This is a genomic window from Enterobacter sp. 22452, assembly GCF_052045065.1.
In the GTDB taxonomy this organism is placed as follows: domain Bacteria; phylum Pseudomonadota; class Gammaproteobacteria; order Enterobacterales; family Enterobacteriaceae; genus Enterobacter; species Enterobacter mori.
Map to the genome: position 1 here is coordinate 23486 of NZ_JBQEOB010000002.1, position 23604 is coordinate 47089.

General features: G+C 56.3%; 24 protein-coding genes. 13 read left to right on the forward strand and 11 right to left on the reverse strand.

Features of this window, described 5'->3' with window-relative positions; all coding sequences use genetic code 11:
- Positions 1-173: 173 nt before the first annotated feature.
- Entirely contained in the window at positions 174-737 is a 564-nt protein-coding gene (gene smrA / locus ACTJJA_RS05380; protein ID WP_089598704.1) for a DNA endonuclease SmrA, read from the forward strand.
- A 9-nt stretch (positions 738-746) separates the two neighbouring features.
- On the opposite strand, the gene tcp is transcribed toward smrA, so the two are convergent.
- On the reverse strand, positions 747-2405 hold the full coding sequence (gene tcp, locus ACTJJA_RS05385; protein ID WP_420986441.1) for a methyl-accepting chemotaxis citrate transducer: 1659 nt from the start codon (positions 2403-2405) through the stop codon (positions 747-749).
- Between the two features lie 143 nt (positions 2406-2548).
- Between tcp and ACTJJA_RS05390 the strand changes: the two genes are divergently transcribed.
- Positions 2549-3415: an aldo/keto reductase family oxidoreductase gene (locus tag ACTJJA_RS05390; protein WP_109080938.1), complete on the forward strand. Its 867-nt coding sequence runs from the start codon at positions 2549-2551 to the stop codon at positions 3413-3415.
- Between the two features lie 38 nt (positions 3416-3453).
- Here the strand turns inward: ACTJJA_RS05390 and ACTJJA_RS05395 are convergent, their stop codons facing one another.
- A complete protein-coding gene (locus ACTJJA_RS05395) occupies positions 3454-3663 on the reverse strand; it encodes a hypothetical protein (protein WP_440666611.1) in 210 nt (69 codons plus the stop codon).
- A 213-nt stretch (positions 3664-3876) separates the two neighbouring features.
- Between ACTJJA_RS05395 and ACTJJA_RS05400 the strand changes: the two genes are divergently transcribed.
- The 3 genes from ACTJJA_RS05400 to umuC all read left to right on the forward strand — a co-directional run bounded on the left by ACTJJA_RS05400 (position 3877) and on the right by umuC (position 7214).
- Complete coding sequence (locus tag ACTJJA_RS05400; protein ID WP_440666613.1) at positions 3877-5400, forward strand: EAL domain-containing protein; 1524 nt, start codon at positions 3877-3879, stop codon at positions 5398-5400.
- 133 nt (positions 5401-5533) lie between these two features.
- Complete coding sequence (gene umuD / locus ACTJJA_RS05405) at positions 5534-5968, forward strand: translesion error-prone DNA polymerase V autoproteolytic subunit (protein ID WP_010430481.1); 435 nt, start codon at positions 5534-5536, stop codon at positions 5966-5968.
- The gene (gene umuC / locus ACTJJA_RS05410) at positions 5952-7214 is read left to right on the forward strand and encodes a translesion error-prone DNA polymerase V subunit UmuC (protein ID WP_440666615.1); all 1263 of its coding nucleotides are present in this window, start codon (positions 5952-5954) and stop codon (positions 7212-7214) included. Before umuD ends, umuC begins: the two co-directional genes overlap by 17 nt.
- A gap of 12 nt (positions 7215-7226) precedes the next feature.
- Here umuC and ACTJJA_RS05415 read toward each other — a convergent pair whose 3' ends face one another.
- On the reverse strand, positions 7227-7496 hold the full coding sequence (locus ACTJJA_RS05415) for a hypothetical protein (protein ID WP_238460798.1): 270 nt from the start codon (positions 7494-7496) through the stop codon (positions 7227-7229).
- 257 nt (positions 7497-7753) lie between these two features.
- On the opposite strand from ACTJJA_RS05415, the gene ACTJJA_RS05420 reads away from it, so the two are divergent.
- On the forward strand, positions 7754-8200 hold the full coding sequence (locus tag ACTJJA_RS05420; RefSeq protein ID WP_440666617.1) for a hypothetical protein: 447 nt from the start codon (positions 7754-7756) through the stop codon (positions 8198-8200).
- A gap of 66 nt (positions 8201-8266) precedes the next feature.
- Here ACTJJA_RS05420 and ACTJJA_RS05425 read toward each other — a convergent pair whose 3' ends face one another.
- Positions 8267-9247: an NAD(P)H-dependent flavin oxidoreductase gene (locus ACTJJA_RS05425; protein WP_440666619.1), complete on the reverse strand. Its 981-nt coding sequence runs from the start codon at positions 9245-9247 to the stop codon at positions 8267-8269.
- Positions 9248-9382: 135 nt separating this feature from the next.
- Here ACTJJA_RS05425 and ACTJJA_RS05430 point away from each other — a divergent pair, with 135 nt between their 5' ends.
- On the forward strand, positions 9383-10267 hold the full coding sequence (locus ACTJJA_RS05430; protein WP_420986473.1) for a LysR family transcriptional regulator: 885 nt from the start codon (positions 9383-9385) through the stop codon (positions 10265-10267).
- Here the strand turns inward: ACTJJA_RS05430 and ACTJJA_RS05435 are convergent.
- Positions 10239-11693, reverse strand: a complete 1455-nt coding sequence (locus ACTJJA_RS05435; RefSeq protein WP_440666621.1) for a PLP-dependent aminotransferase family protein — start codon at positions 11691-11693, stop codon at positions 10239-10241. The two genes, ACTJJA_RS05430 and ACTJJA_RS05435, sit on opposite strands and share 29 nt — an antisense overlap.
- A 96-nt stretch (positions 11694-11789) precedes the next feature.
- Between ACTJJA_RS05435 and ACTJJA_RS05440 the strand changes: the two genes are divergently transcribed.
- Complete coding sequence (locus tag ACTJJA_RS05440) at positions 11790-12557, forward strand: arylamine N-acetyltransferase family protein (protein ID WP_440666623.1); 768 nt, start codon at positions 11790-11792, stop codon at positions 12555-12557.
- Positions 12558-12574: 17 nt separating this feature from the next.
- On the opposite strand, the gene ACTJJA_RS05445 is transcribed toward ACTJJA_RS05440, so the two are convergent.
- From ACTJJA_RS05445 to ACTJJA_RS05460, 4 genes are all read right to left on the reverse strand, one after another.
- Positions 12575-15652, reverse strand: a complete 3078-nt coding sequence (locus ACTJJA_RS05445; protein WP_440666625.1) for an efflux RND transporter permease subunit — start codon at positions 15650-15652, stop codon at positions 12575-12577.
- Positions 15649-16797 carry an efflux RND transporter periplasmic adaptor subunit gene (locus tag ACTJJA_RS05450; protein WP_440666627.1) on the reverse strand — a complete coding sequence of 383 codons (1149 nt, stop codon included), beginning with the start codon at positions 16795-16797 and terminating at the stop codon, positions 15649-15651. The genes ACTJJA_RS05445 and ACTJJA_RS05450 overlap by 4 nt, the downstream gene beginning before the upstream one ends.
- Positions 16798-16875: 78 nt before the next feature.
- Positions 16876-18072 (reverse strand): sensor histidine kinase, encoded by a 1197-nt coding sequence (locus ACTJJA_RS05455; protein WP_440666629.1) that lies wholly within the window; start codon positions 18070-18072, stop codon positions 16876-16878.
- On the reverse strand, positions 18069-18764 hold the full coding sequence (locus ACTJJA_RS05460) for a response regulator (protein WP_440666631.1): 696 nt from the start codon (positions 18762-18764) through the stop codon (positions 18069-18071). Before ACTJJA_RS05460 ends, ACTJJA_RS05455 begins: the two co-directional genes overlap by 4 nt.
- A 124-nt stretch (positions 18765-18888) precedes the next feature.
- On the opposite strand from ACTJJA_RS05460, the gene ACTJJA_RS05465 reads away from it, so the two are divergent.
- On the forward strand, positions 18889-19674 hold the full coding sequence (locus ACTJJA_RS05465; RefSeq protein ID WP_440666633.1) for a MipA/OmpV family protein: 786 nt from the start codon (positions 18889-18891) through the stop codon (positions 19672-19674).
- Between the two features lie 182 nt (positions 19675-19856).
- On the opposite strand, the gene yajD is transcribed toward ACTJJA_RS05465, so the two are convergent.
- Entirely contained in the window at positions 19857-20204 is a 348-nt protein-coding gene (gene yajD / locus ACTJJA_RS05470) for an HNH nuclease YajD (protein WP_006808895.1), read from the reverse strand.
- A gap of 179 nt (positions 20205-20383) precedes the next feature.
- Between yajD and ACTJJA_RS05475 the strand changes: the two genes are divergently transcribed.
- Positions 20384-21406, forward strand: coding sequence for an LLM class flavin-dependent oxidoreductase (locus ACTJJA_RS05475; RefSeq protein WP_010430534.1), 1023 nt, complete (start codon positions 20384-20386; stop codon positions 21404-21406).
- A 63-nt stretch (positions 21407-21469) separates the two neighbouring features.
- On the opposite strand, the gene ACTJJA_RS05480 is transcribed toward ACTJJA_RS05475, so the two are convergent.
- Positions 21470-22504, reverse strand: coding sequence for an AI-2E family transporter (locus ACTJJA_RS05480; RefSeq protein WP_100166815.1), 1035 nt, complete (start codon positions 22502-22504; stop codon positions 21470-21472).
- A gap of 132 nt (positions 22505-22636) precedes the next feature.
- Between ACTJJA_RS05480 and ACTJJA_RS05485 the strand changes: the two genes are divergently transcribed.
- From ACTJJA_RS05485 to mdtI, 3 genes are all read left to right on the forward strand, one after another.
- Positions 22637-22807, forward strand: coding sequence for a protein YdgV (locus ACTJJA_RS05485; RefSeq protein WP_085928911.1), 171 nt, complete (start codon positions 22637-22639; stop codon positions 22805-22807).
- A 117-nt stretch (positions 22808-22924) separates the two neighbouring features.
- On the forward strand, positions 22925-23287 hold the full coding sequence (gene mdtJ / locus ACTJJA_RS05490; RefSeq protein WP_010430538.1) for a multidrug/spermidine efflux SMR transporter subunit MdtJ: 363 nt from the start codon (positions 22925-22927) through the stop codon (positions 23285-23287).
- Positions 23274-23603, forward strand: a complete 330-nt coding sequence (gene mdtI, locus ACTJJA_RS05495; RefSeq protein ID WP_010430539.1) for a multidrug/spermidine efflux SMR transporter subunit MdtI — start codon at positions 23274-23276, stop codon at positions 23601-23603. Before mdtJ ends, mdtI begins: the two co-directional genes overlap by 14 nt.
- The last annotated feature ends 1 nt before the right edge of the window (position 23604 follow it).

The following is a 23604-nucleotide window of genomic DNA, read 5'->3' on the forward strand; positions in this document are numbered from 1 at the left end:
ACTTATTTTAACTTTACTGAAGTTTTAGTTAAGTCTGATTTAAATGTTTTTAATAATGGCTATATATATTCATCAGGATAATATGTATCTCACCCCGCATTCTGCGGGGGGGTGATTGAGGCGCCTGTCTGGTGCAGGTATAGTACAAGCCCAGATGTAGCCGGAGGATTTCCATGAACCCTGACGATAAATCCCTTTTTCTTGACGCCATGGAAGATGTTCAGCCCCTGAAACGCTGCACGGATATCCACTGGCAGCAAAGCCGTAATTCACGGGCTCGCCAGGACATTGATACTGAACAGCTCGACAACTTTCTGACCCTGGGTTTTCTGGAATTGCTGCCGCTCGAAGAGCCGCTGATGTTCCAGCGCGAAGGGGTTCAGCAGGGCGTTATTGATAAGCTGCGTTCCGGTAAATATTCCCGTCAGGCCAGCTTAACCCTCTTACGTCAGCCCGCCGAACGCTGCCGCCAGATGCTGTATTCTTTTATCCGGCAGGCCAGTCGTGACGGGCTGCGCAATCTGATTATCGTGCACGGTAAAGGGCGTGAGCTGAAGTCACACCCTAATGTGGTGCGCAGCTATCTGGCGCGTTGGTTGACGGAGTTCGAGGAAGTGCAGGCATTTTGTGTCGCGCTGCCGCACCATGGCGGCAGCGGCGCTTGCTATGTTTCGCTGCGAAAATCCGACGAAGCGAAACAGGAGACCTGGGAGCGGCACGCCAAGCGCAGCCGCTAGCGGTACGGCTTAGAACGTTTCCCAGTGATTATCGCCCGACGCGCTGGCCGTTGCCGGGCGCAACAGCTGTGGCGTTTTCACATTTTTGGGGCGCGGCGCGGTGCTTTCCTGTACGTTCAGGCGAAATGCGGCCACGGCCTGACGCAATTGCTCGGACTGGTCTTCCAGGGCCGCTGCGGCCGTGGCGGATTCCTGTACCAGCGCGGCGTTTTGCTGCGTTACGCTGTCCATCTGCGATACGGCCAGGCTCACCTGCTCAATACCGCGGCTCTGCTCGTCAGAGGCTGATGAAATCTCGCCCATAATATCGGTGACGCGGGTAACTGCGGCGACGATCTCTTTCATCGTTGCACCAGCCTCGCTCACCTGTTCAGAGCCGGTGTTGACCCGGCTGACGGAATTCTCAATCAGCCCTTTGATCTCCTTCGCCGCCTGGGCGCTGCGGCTCGCCAGCGTACGGACTTCACCGGCGACAACCGCAAATCCACGACCTTGTTCTCCTGCGCGAGCGGCTTCCACCGCCGCGTTAAGTGCCAGAATGTTCGTCTGGAAGGCGATGCTGTCAATCACGCCGGTGATGTGCGCGATTTGCTGCGAACTGTCGGCAATTTCGGTCATCGTGCGAACCACGTTATCCACGACGTGACCGCCGCGTGCGGCCGTTTCAGAGGCATTTTTCGCCAGCAGCGTAGCCTGACGCGCGTTATCGGAGTTCTGTTTAACCGTTGCGGTCAGCTCTTCCATACTGGCGGCCGTCTCTTCCAGCGAGGCAGCCTGCTGTTCGGTACGGGCCGAGAGGTCGTTGCTCCCGGCGGCAATTTCACCCGCGCCGGTATAGATCGAATCCGTGCTCCCGCGTACGGCACTGACCGTGTTAACCAGCGACTGCTGCATCTCATGCAGGCCTGCCGCCAGCTGTCCCATCTCATTGCGGCCAGAGATATCAACGTTTTGCGTCAGATCGCCGCCCGCGATGGTGCGGATGTGGTTCATGATGGTTTTGAGCGGTTTCAGCAGCAAGTGTTGTAAACCCTGCCAGATCACGACCAGTACGGCGATCACGGCCAGGAAAATCCCTGCCAGCGTCCACTGCATCTGCGTAAAGCTGCTCTGGTTTTCTTGTGTCGCCGCTTTAAGCAGGGTGTTGTTTTCGGCACGCCAGCGGTTATAGACCGCTTCCATCCCGTCCTGCGCCTGCTGGGCATCCAGATCGCCATAAGCCTGGTAGTTGTCGGCGCGCAGATACTCAATCGACAGACGCATCACCTCGTGCATTTGATTCCAGGATTTCTGCATCTCTTCGGTTAACGCCGCGTTTTGGCCATTAACCTGCGGCATTTTCTGCCACTCTTTGTTATAGGCTTCGGCTTTCGCCAGAGAGTCATTGGCGGTGCCTAACAGCTTGTTGATCGCCGCGAGGGACGCAGGATCGCGCTGGTTTTTCAGGTAACGGATCGCCACGCGGGTGACGGTAACGCGCGTTTTTATCAGCGTATTGACGCTGTCGCTCAGGCTCTCCTGCTGGGCATTGAGCACCCCGGAGTTCTGGAAGTTATGGCGATCGTTGCTGACGGCAGAGTAGAACAACCCTCCCGTGACAACTTGCAGCAGACAGAATATGGTGAGGGCAAAGATAATACCGGTAATTACGTGCAGATTTTTCAGCATAGCGGTCGTCCGTTAGAGAGATGCAGAGGTACATCAATACTATCGTCGTATAGAATTTAAACTTTAATTTAACTCGTGCTTAACTAAAGGCTCCGATCGGGAACCTGTTGTAAACCCGGATCATTTTTATGAGGAAGGTCAACATGAGCAGCATTGATAAAAGCGGAACGTACGCGCTCGGCACGCGAACGGTTAAACGACTGGGCTATGGCGCGATGCAGCTTGCCGGGCCGGGCGTGTTTGGCCCACCGAAGGATAAGCAGGCCGCGCTGGAGGTACTCCGCGAAGCGGTGGCCGCTGGCGTGAATCATATCGATACCAGCGATTTTTACGGCCCGCACGTGACTAACCAGCTGATCCGCGAGGCGCTTCATCCTTACCGGGACGATCTGACCATCGTGACCAAAATCGGCGCCCGCCGCGACGACAAAGGTGCATGGCTCCCGGCCTTTTCCGCGCAGGAACTGACTCAGGCGGTGCATGATAATCTGCGCAACCTGCAGCTGGACGTACTGGATGTGGTCAATCTGCGGATCATGTTTAGCGCCCACGGTCCTGCGGAAGGATCGATCGCTGAACCGTTGTCCACGCTGGCGGAGCTACAGCAGCAGGGACTGGTTCGCCATATTGGATTGAGCAACGTCACTGCCTCTCAGGTCGCCGAGGCGCAGAAAATGGTGTCCGTGGTGTGCGTGCAGAACATGTACAACATTGTGAATCGCGGTGATGATTCACTGGTGGATACGCTTGCGCAGCAGGGGATTGCCTGGGTGCCATTCTTCCCGCTGGGCGGTTTCACGCCGCTGCAATCTTCCGGGCTGCAGACGGTTGCGGATGCGCTGGGGGCAACGGCAATGCAGGTTGCGCTGGCGTGGCTGTTGCAACGTTCTCCGAACATCCTGCTGATCCCCGGAACGTCCTCCGTGGCGCATCTCCAGCAAAACCTTGCCGCCGGGGATCTGGTATTACCGCCGGACGCGCTGGACACGCTGAATTCACTGGTGGATTAAGCGAAAACAGAATACCGCCTGCCAGATCAAGCCCTGGCTTAGTCTACCGCAGGCGTCATCTGGTTATTCTGCCGGTGAAGCGCTAACGCTTCCGCCACTATCTCTTGCTTACTTTTGCGGGTTTCATAGGCGGTGGTTCTGATGTACTCCATCAGGTCGGGATCGATGCGGGCGCTCAACATCCTGAGATCGGCCTCCTTTGCTAAACCGCGAGCAACGCGTTTGTCGGGATAATCACGGGCTGGCATAGAAAACGTCCTCCAAAAAGTCTTGTTAATTCGTGCTGTAAAATATGCATTAGTCTACATTTAAAGTCAATCACTAGTGTTTTTATAGTGATTGATTCATTTGGACTCTCGCGATAAGTCATCATTAAGTCATAAATTTAAAGATAACATGGTTATTTTTATTATTGTCGACCATGCTATTTATAATAATAACCCTGTAGGGTAGATACGTTGATGCGTAACACTTTTGTGCCTGTCGCAGCAGCAGTAGCCATTTTTATTGCGGGTATTTCTATCCTCAATATTCAACTCTGGTATTCAGCACGGGCCGACAGTCAGTCGGGAGCCCGATACGCTATAAGCGATATCAATGACATTCTTGACGAGGCGCGCGTTGCCGCCCGAACGGCGACGGAAATTATCGTCAAGGGGTGCGATGCAGAAGGCCAGTATCAACTGGGTACGGAGGCAGCGCTTCAGCCACATCTCAGAACCATCGTCATCATCAGGCAGGGGCAGCCCTGGTGTTCCTCTCTGCCGGGAAATCGCGTGTTATTGCGGCATATTAATACATTACCCGATACTCCCTTATTTCTTGTTCCGGCAAGCGATACGGTAAACGGGCAGCCGGTTTTGCTCTTTCAGACCCGGTTTGCAGAAAACCGTATTATCGTGACGATCAGCGATCGCCATATCCGGGATGCGTTAAGCACGCCGTTAAAGCACGTGAATTATTCATTAGCGGTAGGCGGGAGCGCAATTGACGCCTCTGGCGAACTGCACGTCACGTCTCCCGGCGAACGTCAGGCCAGACAGGTTTACTCTGAACAATACGCCTATAGCATCCGATACAACCCTGCGCCTTTTTTCAGCCCGCAACGGCTGCTTCGTCAGGGGGGCGGCATACTCCTTTTCGTACTGCTGGTTGCCGGTATCGCGGCTTATGTTCTGTATAAGTACCTGAACAAACACACGCTTCCTGAAGAATCACTTCGCAGTGCGATTGCGAAGAGAGAAATCATTCCGTTTTACCAGCCCGTGGTTAACGGCAGGGAGGGGACGCTGCGGGGCGTGGAGGTTCTGGCAAGATGGAAACACACCAAAGCGGGTTATATTTCACCCGGCGCATTCATTCCGATTGCTGAAAAATCGGGGCTGATTGTTTCCCTCACGCAAAGCCTGATGGCGCAGGTGGTGACGCAAATGAATGCCATTTCCAGTAAACTTCCGGAAGGTTTTCATATCGGGATTAACTTCAGCGCTTCCCATATCGCGATGCCTGGCTTCGTGGACGAATGCCTGAAATATAAAAATAGCTTCGTCAGAAAGGATTTAAACCATGTGATTGAGGTGACAGAGCGAGAGCCGCTGGATATTGATGAACGCCTCGTGCAGACCCTGAACGTGCTCCATGAGAATGGTTTTGCTATTGCTCTGGATGACTTTGGGACCGGCTATTCCGGGCTCTCTTATCTGCACGATCTGCATATCGATTACATCAAGATTGACCACAGTTTCGTCAGCAGAGTCAATGAACACGAGGACTCCACCCGGATCCTCGATTGCGTATTGGATTTAGCGCGTAAGCTCTCCATCAGCATTGTGGCGGAAGGCGTTGAGACGAAAGCGCAGTTAGACTATCTCAACCGGAATAACATCGTATACCAGCAGGGATACTACTTCTTTAGACCGGTCGCCTTTACCGGGCTTATCCATATTTTGCTGTCTAAACCCAAGGTGAAGGTCATGGTGGAGTGACTTGTACAGGCTATGGGTAAATTAAATCCGCTCAAACTTCAACGCGTTTGGGTTCGCCTCCGGAAATCACCTTGATCCTTGTCCATAATCCGTAATACTGTATTTATATACAGTATCTGGCGAGAAAGGCATTATGGACACTCTCTTTTCTTATCACCCAAAACAAGTCATTGAATTACCGTTATTTTTAGAACGCGTCGCCTGTGGTTTCCCAAGCCCGGCGCAGGATTACGTGGAGGATCGTCTCGATCTTAACCGGCTGGCAGTGAGACACCCCAGTGCGACCTATTTTATCAAGGTGAGCGGAGACTCCATGATTGGGGCGGGAATTAGCGATGGCGATCTGCTGGTGGTGGATCGTTCGTTAAATGCCGAACATGGGGATATCGTCGTGGCATCGGTTGCCGGTGAGTTTACGGTGAAAGAGCTACAGACCCGCCCGGTTCTGAGGCTATTGCCACATAATGTCCGCTATCAGCCGATCGCCTTTCAGTCCGAAGAGGAGCTGCAGATCTTCGGCGTCGTCACCCACACGCTCAAAACGCATAAACATGTTCGCGCTGGTTGATGTGAACAGCTTCTATGCTTCCTGCGAGAAGGTGTTCCGCCCCGATCTGGAAGGGAAGCCCATCGTGGTGGTGTCCAATAACGACGGCTGCATTATTTCACTGTCGCGAGAGGCAAAGCAGTTCGGCATAAAAATGGGTGAGCCGTATTTTAAGTTCAAAGAGAAAGGCTATCCGTCACGGGTTTACGTCTTTAGCTCGAACTATGCGCTGTATGCCGATCTCAGCAGTCGGGTGATGCAGACGCTGACCGATCTCGCCCCGGCAATAGAGATTTACTCGATTGACGAGGCGTTCGTGAACGTGTCAGGGGTCAGTAACTGCATGTCGCTGGAAGCGTTTGGTCACCAGATGCGCACGCAGGTCTTTAAAAATACGGGCTTAACCGTTGGCGTCGGTATTGCTCCGACAAAAACGCTGGCCAAGCTGGCTAACTATGCGGCGAAGCGCTGGGCCAGCACGGGCGGCGTGGTCGATCTCTCAGGCCGCGAGCGGCAGCGTAAACTGCTGGAAAAGGTTCCGGTAGAGGAGGTGTGGGGGGTAGGACGGCGCATTACGAAAAAACTGAACGCGATGGGCATTACCACGGCGCTGGAACTGGCGGAAGCGTCATCCTGGGTCATTCGCAAACATTTTAACGTGGTAATGGAACGTACGGCGCGCGAGCTTCGCGGCGAGCCGTGCCTTGATCTGGAAGAGTTCACCCCCACCAGGCAGCAAATTATCTGTAGCCGTTCATTTGGACACCGTATTACGCAATACGAAGAGATGCACCAGGCCATTTGCGCCTACGCGGAACGCGCAGCGGAAAAACTGCGCGGCGAGCATCAATACTGTCGTTTTATCAGCGTGTTTGTGCGCACCAGCCCGCACGCTGACAACGAAATTTATTATGGTAATCAGGCTTCTGTCACCCTGATGACGCCCACCAATGACTCGCGCGATATCATCCGCGCCGCCACGGAGGCGCTGGGGCGTATATGGCTCGACGGCTATCGCTATATGAAAGCCGGAGTCATGCTGGCGGACTTTTTCAGCAGCGGCGTCGCCCAGCTTAATTTGTTTGACGATAATCGACTGCGCGCCAACAGCGCAGCGCTGATGGAGATGATCGACAGCGTAAATCATTCCGGCAAAGGGAAGATATGGTTCGCCGGGCAGGGGATTGAGAAATCCTGGGCGATGAAGCGCGAGATGCTGTCACCGGCCTATACGACGCGGTATGCCGATTTGCCGGTGGCGAAGTAGAGGAGCGTTGCGTTATTTCTTTTGCGTCAACCAGGTTGCCGCAGCCGTCAGCACGCCGATCCACGGCATTTGGCCCGCTCCGGCCAGAAAGTTATGGCGATCGATGTCATTATTTTTACGGATATCAGCAAGGCGGGTCAGCGCCTCTTTTTCATCCATGGCGCCGATCTCCTCAAACTGTTTTTCAAACCCCTGAGCGGTGAGCTGAGCGGCCGCATCGGTGTTCGCGCTCTCGATCGCAATAAGGTTTGGGCCTTTTTTGAAAAAACAGTAATCCGGCATAAGTGCTCCAGAAAGAGGGGATACAGTAAAAACACTCTATTCCTTACGGTTAAAAAATGCACGTGGTTTACGGCGGGAACAATTAGTTTTCTTTATTATTTCAGGCAGTACCGGTACCAGCGTGCCCGCCTGCAGCAGCGCGTTGCTGGTGTTGACTACGACATGTTTGGGGACGGGAGCAAGCCGTAAGAGGTGTTGCCATCAACGATCGGCGCGTTATACTCACGCGTTAATAAAAGGTATAGCGGGGCAGAGGAATGCACGAGAGTTTAAAATTACTATCAGTCGCGCTGCCATTTATTGCGCTTTTCATACTGTTAAGATTTTTTGTCAGACGCATTCGCCAGGCAAAATGCATTATTTCAGAGCGTAACGGGATGAAAAAGATTTCTGCCAACCCCTCACTATTTGGCGGGAATGCAGGTAAAACCTGGTTTTATGATGACCAGTTTTTATATGAAGTTAAAAACAACGCCACCCGCAAGATTGCGCTGGCTAATATCATTAAAATCGGGCCGGGGAATACCGAGATAAATAGCAGACGGGCCTGGATTGTTATTTACCGTGACGGTGCTAATGAAAAGCAAGTGCAGTTTTATAACAATCTCACCCTCTGGAATCATAACTTCACGGCTTTTCTGGCTGCGGTGAAAACTGCCAATCCTGACGCTGTCGTTAAAGAACGCGCAATCCTCAATTTGTGAAAAACAACCGCAGACAATGTGCGGACGCCGCTCTTGTGCAGCGTCCATAGCATCAGAGTTAAGGGCTTACTCAACTGTTAACGCATTGACGATCTCGGCCACGCTTTTCACGCTGCGGATGTTACCAATCCCCGTGCCGAGCGCGATATAGCCTTCATCGGTGTTGCCTTCGAGCATGCCAAGACGCAGGCCCCGTAATCCACCCATCGCCTTGCCCAGCGCTTCGTTGCTTGCGCCTGCTTTATCCATCGCCGCCAGTTTTTCCGCCAGCTTGCCGGGTAGAGAGCGGTAGTAATGGGGTACGGTGCGAAAAAGCAGCAAGTCGAGACCGTTGGCGGCAACAATTTTCTCTTTGACGCTCTGCGGCACGCGGCTTTCTTCCGTGCTGATAAAGACCGAACCGGCAAACACGCCTTCCGCACCCAATGCATGCGCCGCTCTGGCGGTGCGATTATCGGTAATGCCGCCCGCGGCCATTACCGGGATGTGCTTCACGGCATCGGCAATCAGCGGCACGATGGAAAAGGTGCCAAGCGCTGTTGCGGGTAAGGTCCCGCCCTCATCAAAACCGGTGGCGACAATAATGTCTGCTCCCGCATCTTCTGCGAGGCGGGTATTCTCCGGCGTGGGGTTGATATCGCGGTAGATAATGGCGATACCCGCCTCTTTTAACTCGCTGAACAGCGCCGGAATAATGCTGCCTTCCCCATAGCCCGTATACACCACAACCCTGACGCCTTCTTCTTTCACCACCTGAAGGATCGGCCCTGTCCAGACGTCGTTAACGGCGGTGGGGATCAGGTTCACGCCAAAGGGTTTCTCGGTCAGCCGTTTGGTTTTACGAATCTCCTCGCGCATTTTTTCGGCGGTCTCTTCCGGCGTGGAAACTGCGGTGTCCGCGGTTAAACCGGCATTGGGTCCCAGCACGCCGAGCCCGCTAGCATTGCTGACTGCGGCAACTAAACGGGCATCAGTGAGCCAGGATAACGGCCCCTGAATAACAGGTTTTTCGATCCCCAGGATCTGACAGATACGATTATTTTTCATAGCGGGTTCTCCCTCTCGTTTGAATGGAGGAGAGTGTAGGGCGAAGAATTGTTAGGAAAAATAGCCAAAAAGATTCATCACTGTTATAAAATTAATAACAATAATTTTATCCTGCTCGCGGCAAGAGCGTCCCTTATGAACATAAACCTCTTTGAATCTATTCGAATTTTTATTGAAATTGTCGAGTCGGGGAGCTTGTCCAGGGCTGCGGAAAATCTGCAGATCCATCGCCCGGCGGTCACCAAAGCGTTACAGCTTCTGGAGCAGCACAGCGGCACGCGTTTGCTGCAGCGAACAACGCGTCGGATTAGCCTGACGCCGGATGGCGATGCGTTTTATCGCCGGAGTAAACCCCTGCTGGCGCAGGCGGACGAATTGCTGGAGTCGTTTGGCGCTGACCGGGCAATACACGGCCAGCTGCGTGTGGATATGCCCATCGCTTTTGCGGTGCTGAAGGTGATACCGAACCTGCCTGATTTTTATCGGCAGCATCCTGAGATCGACATCATTCTGAGCAGCTCCGATCGCCGCCGGGATATGCTGCGGGACGGTCTTGACTGCGTGCTGCGGGTGGGCGAACTGGACGACGGCGACTATATTGCGCGAAAAGTGGGGAACATCAAAATTACGACCTGTGCCAGTCCGGCCTGGCTGGCACAACACGGCACGCCAGAAACGCTGGATGATTTACACCAACATCAGGCCATCAACTGGGTGAATAACAACAGCAGACAAATCCATCCGTGGACGTTTACGACGCCAGAAGGCATCGCGGAGATTACTCTGCCCGGTAAGCTTGTTGTGGATAATTCCGAGGCCTACATTGCAGCAGGTCTGGCCGGGCTGGGGTTAATGCAGGGAATGAATCTCTTTCTCCAGCCTTACATTGACCGCGGTCTTCTGGTTGAAGTTCTACCAGAACATCGCTCCCCGGACCGCAAACTGTCGCTTCTCTACCCGCACCGGCACCTCTCCCGCAAGGTGCGGGTCTTTACCGAGTGGCTGGAGAGTCTGGTGTGAAAGCAGCCAGTTCATGACACAGCGCGCCAATCTGTTCCACGGCGTTCAGCAGGCGGGGCGAGGGTTCGTTTGCGCAGTTCAGCCGCAGAAAGTGCGTTAACTCTGCGCCAGGGGAAAACAGGGGGCCAGGGCTGACGCCAATGCCCAGCGCCAGCGCGCGACGATGCACCTCCAGCGCGTTGACCTGCTGAGGCAGCTCTACCCACAGCAGGAAACCGGCAGCGGGTACGCTAACGCGCGTACCGGGAGGGAAGCTGGCTTCGACTCGTGCGACGACGGCTAAAACACCCTCTGCGACCCGGCGCTTTAGCCGCCGCAGGTGGCGATCGTAGTCGCCGCTTGCCAGCATCTCGCTCGCCGCGGCTTCCAGCAGCGGGGCGCCCGCCCAGTCTCCGGCCATGCGGGCCTGTAAAACCTGCGAATGGTAGCGTCCTGGCGCAATCCAGCCGATTCGCCAGCCCGGCGCAAGCGTTTTAGACAGCGAACTGCAGTAAATCACATTCCCGCTCTGGTCGAATGCCTTACAGGCCGGAGGTCGCTGCCCGTCACCGACCAGGTCACCGTAAACATCGTCCTCAATCAAAGGAATACCCGCCTCTTCAAGCAGGGCTACCAGTTCCTGCTTGTGCGCGACGGGCATGCTGGCACCCAGCGGGTTTTGCACGGTGGGAGAGGCCAGAACGGCAGCGGGCTGGTGGCAGCGAATGGCGACCGCCAACGGTTCCAGCAGCAGGCCTTCCACAGGATCGGTGGGGATCGCTAAAGCCTTCAGGCCTAAATCCTCCAGCAGCAGGAGCGTGCCAAAATAAGCGGGCTGTTCAATCACCACGACATCACCCGGCTGACACACGGCCCGAAGGGCCAGACGCAGCGCCTGCGTTGCGCCTGCGGTGATAATGAGATCGTCTGCGCCGAAACGGGCTCCCCATTGCGCAGAACGCGCGGCAATCCTGGTGCGCAAATCAACCCTTCCCGGAGGCAGGCTATAGCTCTGCCCATGCGCGTCCAGACGACGACTCGCAGAGTGCAACGCCCGCTGTAGCGCATCTCCTGGCAGCCACGCGGGATCGGGCAGGGCGGCACCCAGCGGAACCAGACGGGCTTCTGCACTGCTGAACAGCGACCGGGCCACGGCGGACAGGGTGACAGGCACCGGACCTGGCGGGGAACGGGAAGTCTCCACGCGCGGAGGCAGGCTGGTCTGGCGGATGTAATAACCTGAACGCGGGCGCGCAACGATCAGCCCTTCGGCTTCCAGGCAGCGAAGGGCCTCCAGCGCCGTTGGAAGGCTAACGTGCTCGCGTTCGGCCAGTTTACGCGCGGAGATCATCCGGTCACCGGCGCGCAGCGCGCCAGACGTCAGCGTGAGGCGCAGCATCTCGGCAATTCGGCGATAGTGTGGGGACGACTGGGACGGGGCAGACATGGTTATCTGTTCAGGCTAATTTTCGATAAAACTGACTATACAGCCAATGATGTGCGCCATCTATAGTGTCCGACATGTTCAGGACAAGGAGGCATTATGCACAGCGAAAACTTCAACATTTCCACCTATTTCAAACGCATAAACTATACCGGACCGGCGGGTGCCGACACGGCTACCCTGCATGCTCTTATGCGTCATCAGTTCTTTTCAGTCCCGTTTGAAAATCTGGATGTACAGGCGGGCAAAGTTGTCTCTCTGGTGCCAGACGACATTGCCGATAAGGTGCTATCGCAGGGGCGCGGCGGCTATTGCTATGAGGTGAACGGGCTTTTTGCCATGGCGCTGGCGGCGTTAGGGATACCTTACCGTTTCGTGGCGGCGCGCCCGATGTTCTACCCAGTGCGGCGGCCGAAAACCCATATGGCGCTCATCGCTGAGGTGGAGAGCCGACAGTGGCTTTGCGACCTCGGGTTCGGCAGCTACGGCATTCGCGCGCCGATGGCGCTGGACACGCTTGATGTGGAAATCACGCAGGATTTCGACACGTTCCGACTGAGCCGCAGCGCGGAGGGCGAGTACCTGCTTCAGGCGAAGGTGGAGGGGGAATGGGCTAATCAATACGGCTTCGATCTCACGCCTCAGGAATGGATTGATTTCGTCCCGGCCAACTACCTTAACTCCACGCACCCGGAGGCGATCTTTGTGCAGAAGCGGGTGGTGGTACAGCACAGCCCGGAGGGACGGCAGATTTTGCTGGGCGATATGCTGAAAACCATCACGGCGAACGGCACTGAAACGCGGCAGCTGGCGGAGGAGGAAATCCGCCATGTCCTGAAAGACCGTTTTGCGCTGACCGCCGCGTAATCGGAGAAAGAGGGGACTCAGCCCGGCCCGTCGGCTGCGGCTTTGCGCTGAGCCCCCCACTGTAACAGCAGGCTAAACGACGCGGGTAACACGGTCAGCGTCACCAGCGTCGCAACCAGCAGCCCGCCGATGATGGCATAGGCCATTGGTCCCCAGAAGACCTGATGAGAAATGGGGATCATGCCCAGAATGGCGGCACAGGCGGTCAGACAGATGGGTCTGGCCCGGTGCTCCGCAGCCGCCATAATTGCGGCATCGTTTGCCATCCCCTGAGCAAGATTGCTGTCAACCTCGCTAATCAATATCACCGCGTTACGCACGATCATCCCCGCCAGGGCGATGACGCCCAGCAGCGCGACAAACCCCATCGGCGTTCCGCCGGGCAGCATAGCCAGCACGATCCCCGGTAAGCCAAACGGGGCCATCAGGAGTGCCAGCAGCATCCGGGAGTAGCGCCGTAGCTGAAGCATCAGCAGCAACAGCATGATGACCAGCGTCACCGGAAGAACGGTAAAGACGGAGCTGTTCCCCTTATCCGATTCGGCGACCGCGCCGCCTTCTTCAATGCTGTAACCTGCGGGCAGGCTCGCGCGCAGCTTGTCGACCGCCGGACGCAGCGCCGTGGATACCGCTTCAGCCTTTAGCCCCGGGGCCAGATCCGTTTGCACCGTGATAAAGGGTACGCGCTGCCGACGCCAGATGACCGGATCGTCCACGCCCCACACCGGCGTCGCGACGGCGCTGAGCGGAATTTTTTTACCGTCATTCCCCTGAATCGTGAGCGAGGAAAGGGTAGCGGTGCTGTGACGTGCATTGTCCGTGGCCCGGAGCACCACGTCGACAAGGCGGTCATTATCCCTGATGGAGGTGACCACGCTGCCGGACCAGACGGTGTTCAGCGTACGGGCGAGGCTTTCTGACGATATGCCCGCCGCCCTGGCCGCCGTCTGATTCACCTTAAGGGTAATGACCCTCTCCGGCTCTCCGGCCGTCTGGTTCACGTCACGTGAGAACGGGGACTGCCCAATCGCGTCCGTGAGACGGTTCGCAAACGCCCGAACCTGCAGATAATCAGGACCGCTCACCCGGTATTTGATTGGCCAGCCGACGGGCGGCCCCAGCTCAAGGGGCGACACGCGCGTGGTGATGTCGCTAAACTGCGTCGCCAGGATCCTGTTGAGCTGCGTATGCAGACGATCCCGCGCCTCAAGATCCTTAGCCACCACTACCATCTGGGCGATATTTTCATTTTCCAGCAGCACGTCCATCGGCAGGTAAAAACGGATGGCGCCCGACCCAATGTACGTCGAATAGTGATTGATGTTGCCGTTGCCGACCAGCGCCTTTTCCAGCTTTTCCACCTCTCTTAACGTTTCCGGCTGCGACGCGTTGGCCGGAAGCGTCAGGCTGACCAGCAGCTCAGGCCGGTCCGAAGCGGGGAAAAACTCGCCCTGCATAAACGTCGTGCCGTACACGGACAGCCCCAGTGCGGAAAGGGCGAACAGCAGGGTAGCGACTCGGTGACGCAGTGCCAGGCGTATAAGCCGTCCGTACCCGCGCGCGATCCTTCCGGGTCCCGCCGCGTGATGTCTGACTTTTTCCGGCAGCAGCCACGTGCCCGTCAGTGGTGAAAACAGGATCGCGACAGCCCAGGAACAGAGCAGGGCAATAAGCACCACCGCAAACAGGGAAAAACAGTATTCACCGGCGCTGGAGGCCGCAAAACCAACGGGAATAAAACCGGCAATCATCACCAGAGTACCGGTGAGCATCGGGAAGGCCGTCGTTTTGAATGCATGGGTGGCCGCATGCCGACGGGAATCACCCGCTTCCAGCCGGGAGACCATCGTTTCGACGGCGATCATGGCGTCATCCACCAGCAGCCCCAGGGCAATGATCAGCGCCCCGAGCGAGATACGCTGAAGACCGATGCCGGCGAGCATCATGCCGGCAAACGTCATGGCGAGCACCAGCGGGATGGCCGTCGCCACCACCAGTCCGGCCCGTAAACCCAGTGAGACAAATGAAACCGCCAGCACGATAATAACGGCTTCGATAAGCACCCGGATAAACCCACTTACCGCGTCACTGACCACCGCCGACTGATCGGCGACTTTTACCATCTCTATGCCGTGCGGAAGCCCGGCGCTGAGGGCCGCCATTCTGGCGTTCAGCGCAGCACCGAAACGCAGCATGTTGCCCGTTGGCGCCATCGACACCGCCAGCCCGATCGCCGGTTTGCCGTTCACCCGGTAGGCCGGGGCCGGTGGCTCGGCGATTTCCCGGGTGACGGTGGCAATGTCGGTCAGCGGAATATAGCGATTGTTAACGTGCAGCGTGACGGCACGTAAACTCTCTTCGGTCGTGAGCGCCCCGCTGACCTTTATCGTCATGTTCTCCCGTCCGGTACGCATAACGCCAGCCGGAACAACCGCGTTCTGCGCGCGGAGAGCGTCGGCAACCGCCTGAATATCGAGCCCCATCCCGGCCAGGCGTGCCGGAGAAAAGGCGAGAACCCACTGCTCCTGCTGTTCACCCAGCAGGGTGGTTTTGCCCATATCCGGCAGGGACATAAGCTCTCGACGTATTGTTTCTGCGCGATCCCGCACCTCACGCAGGGTGAAACCCTCGGGAATAAAGGCATAAATTGTGCCGAACGTGTCGTCAAACTCGTCGTCCACAGCAGGGCCCTGCACTCCTTCAGGCAGGGACGGCGCGATGTCCTGCATTTTTTTGCGAACCTGATACCAGATGTCCGGCACGCTCTGCGGGGGCGTATCGTCACGGAGGTTGACATAGATAACGGTGCGTCCGGCTCGGGTTTCACTTTCCAGATAATCCAGCCAGGGCGTTTCCTGCAACTTTTTTTCAAGCGTATCGGTCAGCAGGCGGGTGGTATCCGCCACGGATGCTCCCGGCCACTGCGCGGAGACGACGGCCGTTTTAATGGTGAAAGCCGGATCTTCGTTACGCGGCAGCTTCTCATAGCAGAACACGCCCATCGCAATCACCAGCAGCATGAAAAAGCTGACCATCTGCGGGTTCTTCAGCGCCCAGGCGGAGAGGTTAAATTTGGCTTCCGGTCCTGTGTTCATGGCTGAACCTCTCCGGCCATCACCGGCTCGCCGGACCGCAATGTGCTCACGCCCGCCGTAATCACCCGATCGCCCGGCTCAAGACCGGAGGCAATCATGACGGAGGTGGCCGTATAGCTGGCGGGCACCACCACGCGCAGTTGCGCCCGCGACTGCGGGGTAATCACAAAAACCGCCGGTTTGTCGCCTGCACGGCTCAGCGCCGAGGCGGGAAGGGTGTACCCGTGCGGGGCTGACGATGGCAACGTCACGGTGACGCTGGCACCCAGCGCCATGGCCGCTGGTGGGTTATGCAGGGTGGCTCTGACGCGCCAGGTGCGGGTCTGGGGATCGGCCTGCGGGGTGATATCCCGCAGCACGGCAGACGCCTGTACCGACGGGGCGCTGAGGAGATAAACCTGTAAAACCGCCTTATCCAGAGGCGGGATCGCATCGGGGGTGGCAATATCAAACACCACGTCGCGATCTTCCCCGGTCGCCAGCGTCAGCACGGACTGACCGTCGCTGACAACCTGCCCCGCAGAGGCGTTCACGGCCGTGATGACGCCAGCTTGTGGCGCGATCAGGCGCGTCCAGCCGAGGCTTTCTCGGGCATTTCGCCACGCGGCCTCGCTGCTTTTTAAGCGCGCGCTGGCGACAAGCCAGTCCGCACGGGCGCTGTCGAACTGCGTGCGGGCTATCGCACCCGTTGGCATGAGCTTTTGCATTCGACTGACGTTAAGTGCGGCGACCTGCGCAGAAGCTTTAGCGCCTTCATAGTCGGCCGCTGCGCTGTCGAGCTGGTTTTGCCCGGTCGTGTTGTCAAGCGTGGCCAGCAGCTGTCCGGCAGTGACCCGGTCGCCAATATCAACGCTGCGCGTTAGTATCCGGCCCCCGGTACGAAAGCTCAGGGTCGTTTCATCGTGGGCATGGATCTCACCGGTTCTTTCCAGCGCGGGAAGCGTTTGGGCGGCCCCGACGACGACGTAGCGTACCGCTCGCACAGGGTCGGGCTTATTTTCGTGTTTATCACCGCAGCCGGTCAGCGGAAAAATCGCCAGCGCAAGCAGCGCCAGGGGAAGAAAATACAGCCATGAAAGGGTGCGCGCCACGCCGTACAAATGATGCAGGCAGTGGCGGAGGGAGAGAAATAATTCGTCTGACATAACGCCGCTCCATAAAGGTAATGGCGTTATTAAATGCGCGGTAAGTCGAGAAAGATTCGATGTTGTGTCAAGGCTTTATCAAGAGTGGAGATTTTCATTATCGGACAGATGCCAGGGCAACAAAATGCGCACGGCGAGGCCGCCGGTTTCCGGTAATGACGCGCTAATCTCACCCCCATGCGCCTGACAAATCGCCCGCGCGATGGACAAACCGAGGCCGCTGCCGCCGGAATGCCGCGCGCGGGACTGCTCCTCGCGGCTAAAACGTTTAAACATTTCCGGTAAGAACTGGGGCGATACGCCCGGCCCGTCATCGGTAAATTCAAGGGTGTAATGCCCGCTGGCGTAGTGCAGCGCCACCTCAAGGTGGCCGCCATCGCGCCCGTAACGTAGTGCATTTTCCATGAGGATGGTCACGACCTGTCCCAGACGGAACGCATCGCCTCTGAAGGGGCAGGTACGCGGGTTACGCAGCGTTATCCGGAAATGATGCGCATCCGCCTGGGGCATGATCCAGGCTGCCCGCTCCTGAATCAGCTCATCCAGACAGAACGACTGGTCCTCCAGCACGAGATTACCCGCGTCGGCCAACGAGAGAAGGTGGAGCTCATCGGTGAGGCGGTTGAGGTGCTGGAGTTGTTTCATCACCATTTCCAGCTGCGCGGGGCTGGCATCAAACACGCCGTCTAACATGCCCTGCAGACGCCCGATGGCGGCCGTCAGGGGCGAGCGCAGCTCGTGCGCCATCGCGACGTGTGAGGCGCGCAGCTCTTTTTCATAGCGGGCGAGTTGCCCCGTCATGGAGTTAAAGTCGGTCGCAAAGCTGACCATTTCCGCCGGGGCATCTTTGATAAGTTCCGCCTGACGGCCAAACTGCCCTTCGGCGACATACTTTGCCGCATCGCGAAGGCGGCTGAACTGCAGCGCCAGCGGCCGGGCGTGTTTTAGCCCCATCACCACAATAAACGGGATCATCACCAGCACCAGCAGCGCCACCGTGACCCAGTCGGCGGAGGCGATAGACGGCGTGGAATAGCTCAGACCCCACCAGGTGTCCACAATCGTGTGGAAGCGGGCCGGATTGGCCTGCGGGTTCTGGCTGAGCGTAAGAAACTCCTGTCGGACCGCCGGCGGCATCCTGCCCATTATCCAGTAGTTCTGTACCGCATAACGTAGCCACATGCAGGCGGCAATGACGATCACGCTGCCGATGGCCAGCGCCAGGATACGCGCGCAAATCCAGCGCCACAGAGAGGAGTGCCGGTTTTTTATCATGGTTGTCTGAACCTGTAACCCACGCCGCGAACGTTGATCAGCACGCCGGAAATACCCACCGCTTCGAGTTTTTTACGCAGGTTATAAATATGGGTGTCCACCACGCGCTCCAGCGCCTCGCTTTCCGGCAAACAGTGTTCCAGTAAATACTGGCGGGAAAACGGGTGTGCAGGAGAACGCAGCAGCGTTGCCAGAAGTGAGAATTCCGTTGGCGTAAGATCGAGCATCACAGGCGTGTCGTCGCCGTTATTCACGCTCGCCACAATGGCGGCGACATCCACCTCCAGCGTTTGCCAGCGAAGGATCGCTTCGTCTGTCTCTTTTTTACTGCTGCGCCGCAGAACAGCCTGCACCCGAGCCACGACTTCTCCCGGATGATAAGGCTTCACAACGTAATCATCGGCACCGTACCGCAGGGCGCCAATACGGTCGGGGGTATCCCCCATGGCCGTGACCATGATCACCGGCACATCGCTTTTACGACGCAGGCCGGCAAGCACCTCGGTGCCGTTAAGCCCCGGCAGCATCACATCCAGCAGGATGAGGTCGGGCTTCCACCGCTGCGCCATCTCCAGCCCGGAAAGACCGTCTCCGGTAATGATCACGTCGTAATTTTCACGCCGTAAATAGGCTTCGAGCACGCCAGCCGCATCGGCGTCATCTTCAATAATCAGTACTTTTCTGGACAACATCCGTTCACCTTGACCGTTTCTTAACACTATCCCGACGATTCATTGATTCAGCCAAATCATACTGCGCCAACATTGTGTGGCCGTCCCTGAATCAGGAGACGCCAGCGTCTGTATGGAGAGCAGTATGATAGCGATAAAAAAAGTCCTGTATATGTCCGTCCCGCTTCTGATGGTCGTGGCATCCGGCGCGCAGGCGGATGATGGCTCTGCGTCCGATTCCTTAACCGTCGGGCTGGGGGGACAGTATGCCCCGCGTTACTCAGGCTCAGACAAGCAGGTGTGGCAGGTGGTTCCTGTGCTGCAGGGTCGCAAAGGCGCTTTCTTTATTGATGCGCAAAAAGGGCTGGGATATGACCTGCAAAACGACAGCGGTTGGTATTTCGAACACACGCTGGGCTACGACTTCGGAAGGGCTGATAAAAATTCTGACTGGCGTGAGGGTGCAAACAATCTGAAAGGAATGGGGAACATTGATGCCACCCTGAATACCGGCCTTGCCGTGGGCTGGCAGGCCGCGCCCTGGCTGAGTGTGGAAGGCAAAGCGACGCTGCCGTTAACGGACAGCCAGGGAGGAAGCTATCAGGCCTCCGTTACGCTAATCCCTGTACAAAATAACCAGGACACGGTCGCCTTTCAGTCTGCGGCCCTGTTTGGCGACAGCCGTTATCTGAATACCTGGTATGGGGTCAGCGAGCAGCAGAGTCGCCGCACCGGATATCGCCGCTATTCAGCGCCGGGTGGATTTTATGGCGTCGACACCAGTCTGACCTGGAGCCATCAGTTCGATGCCCACTGGGGAACGGTCCTGAGCGCGGACTATACCTGGCTTGGCGACCATGCGAATGACAGCCCGATCGTGATGCGGCGAAATGAGGGGGCTGCAACTGCGGCCATCACCTGGACATTTTAACGTCGAGGTGACGGTATGCGCTTATGGGATTGGCCATTTTTCAGTACGGCAGGAGTAGCGATCGCGGGGATATACGTCATAACCTACTATGTGTATGTCTATGCGTGAGCCTCTCTAAGAACATCGGAGTGAGCAAAACCTGAAGAAGTAGTAACCCGCGAAAAACGCCATTCCTGGCGTTGTTACTTCTTCTTGTTCATCATCGCTTTTAAATCGGCAAACGGGTTAAACGTGGCGACGCCCACGTCTTTTTGCGCGTCTTCACCGGCCACGACGGTAGTACCGTACTGATCCGCTTCGGTGTATTTTGAGTGCTCATGGTCATGGCAAAACAGGCACAACAGCTCCCAGTTGCTGCCATCTTCCGGGTTATTAGTATGGTCGTGATCGATATGGTGAACCGTCAGTTCACGCAGGTTGGAATAGACAAACTCCCGCGAGCAGCGTCCGCAGACCCATGGGTAGATTTTTAAAGCTTTTTCGCGATAGCCGCTTTCCAGCCGCGCGTAGTTTTTGGGGATCAAAGCCATTGCCGGTTTTACCTGCCATGAAAAGAGTGGGGAAATATTATATCCCATTATGGCGCGTAATGACGCACTGCTCAATTCTGTCAATTTATTTGAATCACTCCGTTAAATAAACGCCATTTATTCTCACCCGGTAATGCGTAAAGTAGGTACAACGCAAAGCATTATCAGGACACAGCGTCATGAAAAAGATCGGGTTTTTATCCTTTGGTCACTGGACGCCATCGCCGCAGTCCGGTACGCGCTCGGCGGCAGACACGCTGCTGCAGTCTATTGATTTGGCCGTGGCGGCCGAAGAGCTGGGAGCAGACGGTGCCTATTTCCGCGTACACCACTTTGCCCGCCAGCTGAGCTCGCCGTTCCCCTTACTGGCGGCGATAGGTGCAAAAACCAAACGTATTGAAATCGGTACGGGCGTGATCGACATGCGCTATGAGAACCCGATGTATATGGCCGAGGACGCGGGGGCAGCGGATCTCATTTCCGGCGGTCGTTTACAGCTTGGCATCAGCCGCGGTTCCCCGGAGCAGGTCATTGATGGCTGGCGTCATTTTGGCTATGTCCCGCAGGAAGGGGAAGACGAATCGGATATGGCGCGCCGTCATACCGAGGTGCTGCTCGAGGTGCTGCGCGGAGAAGGATTTGCAAAACCGAATCCACAGCCGATGTTCCCGAACCCGCCAGGGTTATTGCGTCTGGAACCGCATTCCGAAGGCTTGCGGGACCGTATCTGGTGGGGCGCGGGGTCGAATGCGACCGCGGTATGGGCCGCCACGCTCGGAATGAATTTGCAAAGCTCCACGCTGAAAGACGATGAAACCGGCGAGCCGTTTCATATTCAGCAGGCAAAACAGATCCGCGCGTATCGGCAGGCCTGGGCCGACGCGGGGCATACCCGTCAGCCACGCGTGTCGGTCAGCCGCAGCATTTTTGCCCTGATGGATGACCGCGACCGGATGTATTTCGGTTCAAGCCGCAATGAGAGCGATAGTGTCGGTTATCTTGATGAGAAAACGCGCGCTATTTTCGGTCGCAGCTATGCCGCAGAGCCTGACGCGCTGATCGAACAGTTGAAAAAGGATGAGGCCATCGCCGAGGCGGATACGCTCTTGCTGACCGTGCCGAACCAGCTGGGCGTGGACTATAACGCACATGTTATTGAGTCCATTCTGAAGCATGTCGCACCGGAAATGGGCTGGAGATGATGTCCCGGGCACTCTGGATCGCCGATTCGGCGATCCAGAGTCTGGTGCAGGGCGATGGAGGGGCTAGCGATGATCCATATCGCTTAGCAGCACGGCGATGCTTTGCCCGCCCGCCGTTTGCTCCAGCCCAATCTTCACGATGATCGTCAGTGGAACAGAAAGCAGCATACCCACAGGACCCAGCAGCCAGCCCCAGAATATCAGGGACAGGAACACCACCAGCGTGGAAAGCCCCAGCCCGCGGCCCATCATGCGTGGTTCAAGAATGTTCCCGAACACCAGGTTGATCGCCAGATAACCCGCTAACAGAACCAGCGCATCATAAAGCCCACTGAACACCAGCGCCTGAAGAATAGGGGGGATCGCCGCCAGCACGGAACCGATGTTAGGAATGTAATTGAGGGCAAAGGCCAGCAATCCCCAGACGAAAGCGAAGCGGACATCCAGCGCGACGAGCATCCCCCAGACCACCAGGCCAGTCACCAGGCTGATGGCGGTTTTCAGCACCAGATAGCGTGAAACGCTGTCCAGCGCGCGCTGAATCGCCCCCATACCTTCTACCGGACGAACCATGATTTGCTGCAGCTTTGCGGGCAGTTGTGGCACTTCCAGCAGCATAAACACGACCGTCAAAAACAGCAGGAAAATGGATGTCATAGCGTTAGAGAGTTGCGCCAGCAGGCTGGTAACGAGGGTCATGGCGGCATTCGGATCGATATACTTCAGCAGTTCCTCAACCGAGACCTCAATACCTGCCCGCTGCAGCCAGGGCTCGAGTTGCAGGAGCGGGATCGCCAGCGAAGAACGGTATTTTGGTAGCGTACGCGCCAGCTCGTTCAACGATGTCCCGAGATAGGCCACCAGTAGCACCATGACAACGATGATAATGCTGATGAGCAGCGTGATCGCCAGCACGCGGGGAACGCGTAGCCGCACCAGGCGCTGTACCAGCGGGTTCAGGATCACCGCAATAAAAAGCGCCAGAATAAATGGCACAATGATGTCGGCTGCAAAACGAACGCCGGTCAATATGATTACCAGCATGCCCAGCATAATGACAATCTTCAGCCCGTTAAGGGTAATGATGGGTTTAGCCATGGAAGTTCCTGAATAATGTTTTATTTATAATAGATGCATTATCCGAGTAAAAAAACTAACCAAAATCAAACGGGATGGGTAAAGAAATGAAAAGACTTTGAGTAAAACCCTGGCTTATGGTACAAATCTAGCGTGTTCAACTACCGAGGACAATTTTCATCCGCAAAGACGAGAAGCAACAACGCGGATAATTGTAATTTTATGGACAATTTGTTCAGGACGTATTTTTCAACAAACACCGCTGTATTCTCCACTTCCTTCTGCCTTCTGTCTGGTGAGCAACACTGGCGCAACGCGCTGTAGTCACGTCTTCTGCCTGAGCTGGCGCCCTGCGCTTAGCTGTCTGATTTCATTTCATATTTTTTGGTTTGCTGTCCAACGCGAGCCACGATGGATTATATTCTCAAGCAGGAGAAGAACATGTTTTACTGGATTTTATTAGCCCTGGCTATTATCGCTGAAATTACCGGCACCCTGTCGATGAAATGGGCAAGCGTGAGCGATGGTAATACCGGTTTTATTTTAATGCTGGTGATGATTACCCTTTCCTATATTTTCCTCTCATTTGCGGTAAAAAAAATCGCGCTGGGTGTCGCGTATGCCCTGTGGGAAGGTATCGGTATTTTATTGATCACGCTGTTCAGCGTCATGATATTTGACGAAACCTTGTCGACAATGAAAATTGCCGGGTTAACCACGCTGGTGGTAGGGATCGTGCTGATTAAATCGGGTACACGTAAACCGACAAAACAGCAGAAGGAGCAGGCTCATGCAGCAGTTTGAATGGATCCACGCGGCCTGGCTGGCGCTGGCCATCGTACTGGAAATCGTGGCTAACGTCTTTTTGAAATTCTCTGACGGTTTTCGCCGTAAGTTTTATGGCCTGATGTCCATTGCCGCCGTGCTGGGGGCATTTAGCGCCCTGTCGCAGGCGGTGAAAGGGATCGATCTTTCGGTGGCCTATGCGCTGTGGGGTGGCTTCGGTATCGCCGCCACCCTGGCAGCAGGCTGGATCCTGTTCGGTCAGCGTTTGAATCACAAAGGCTGGATCGGCCTGGTCCTGCTGCTCGCAGGTATGATTATGATAAAACTCGCCTGAT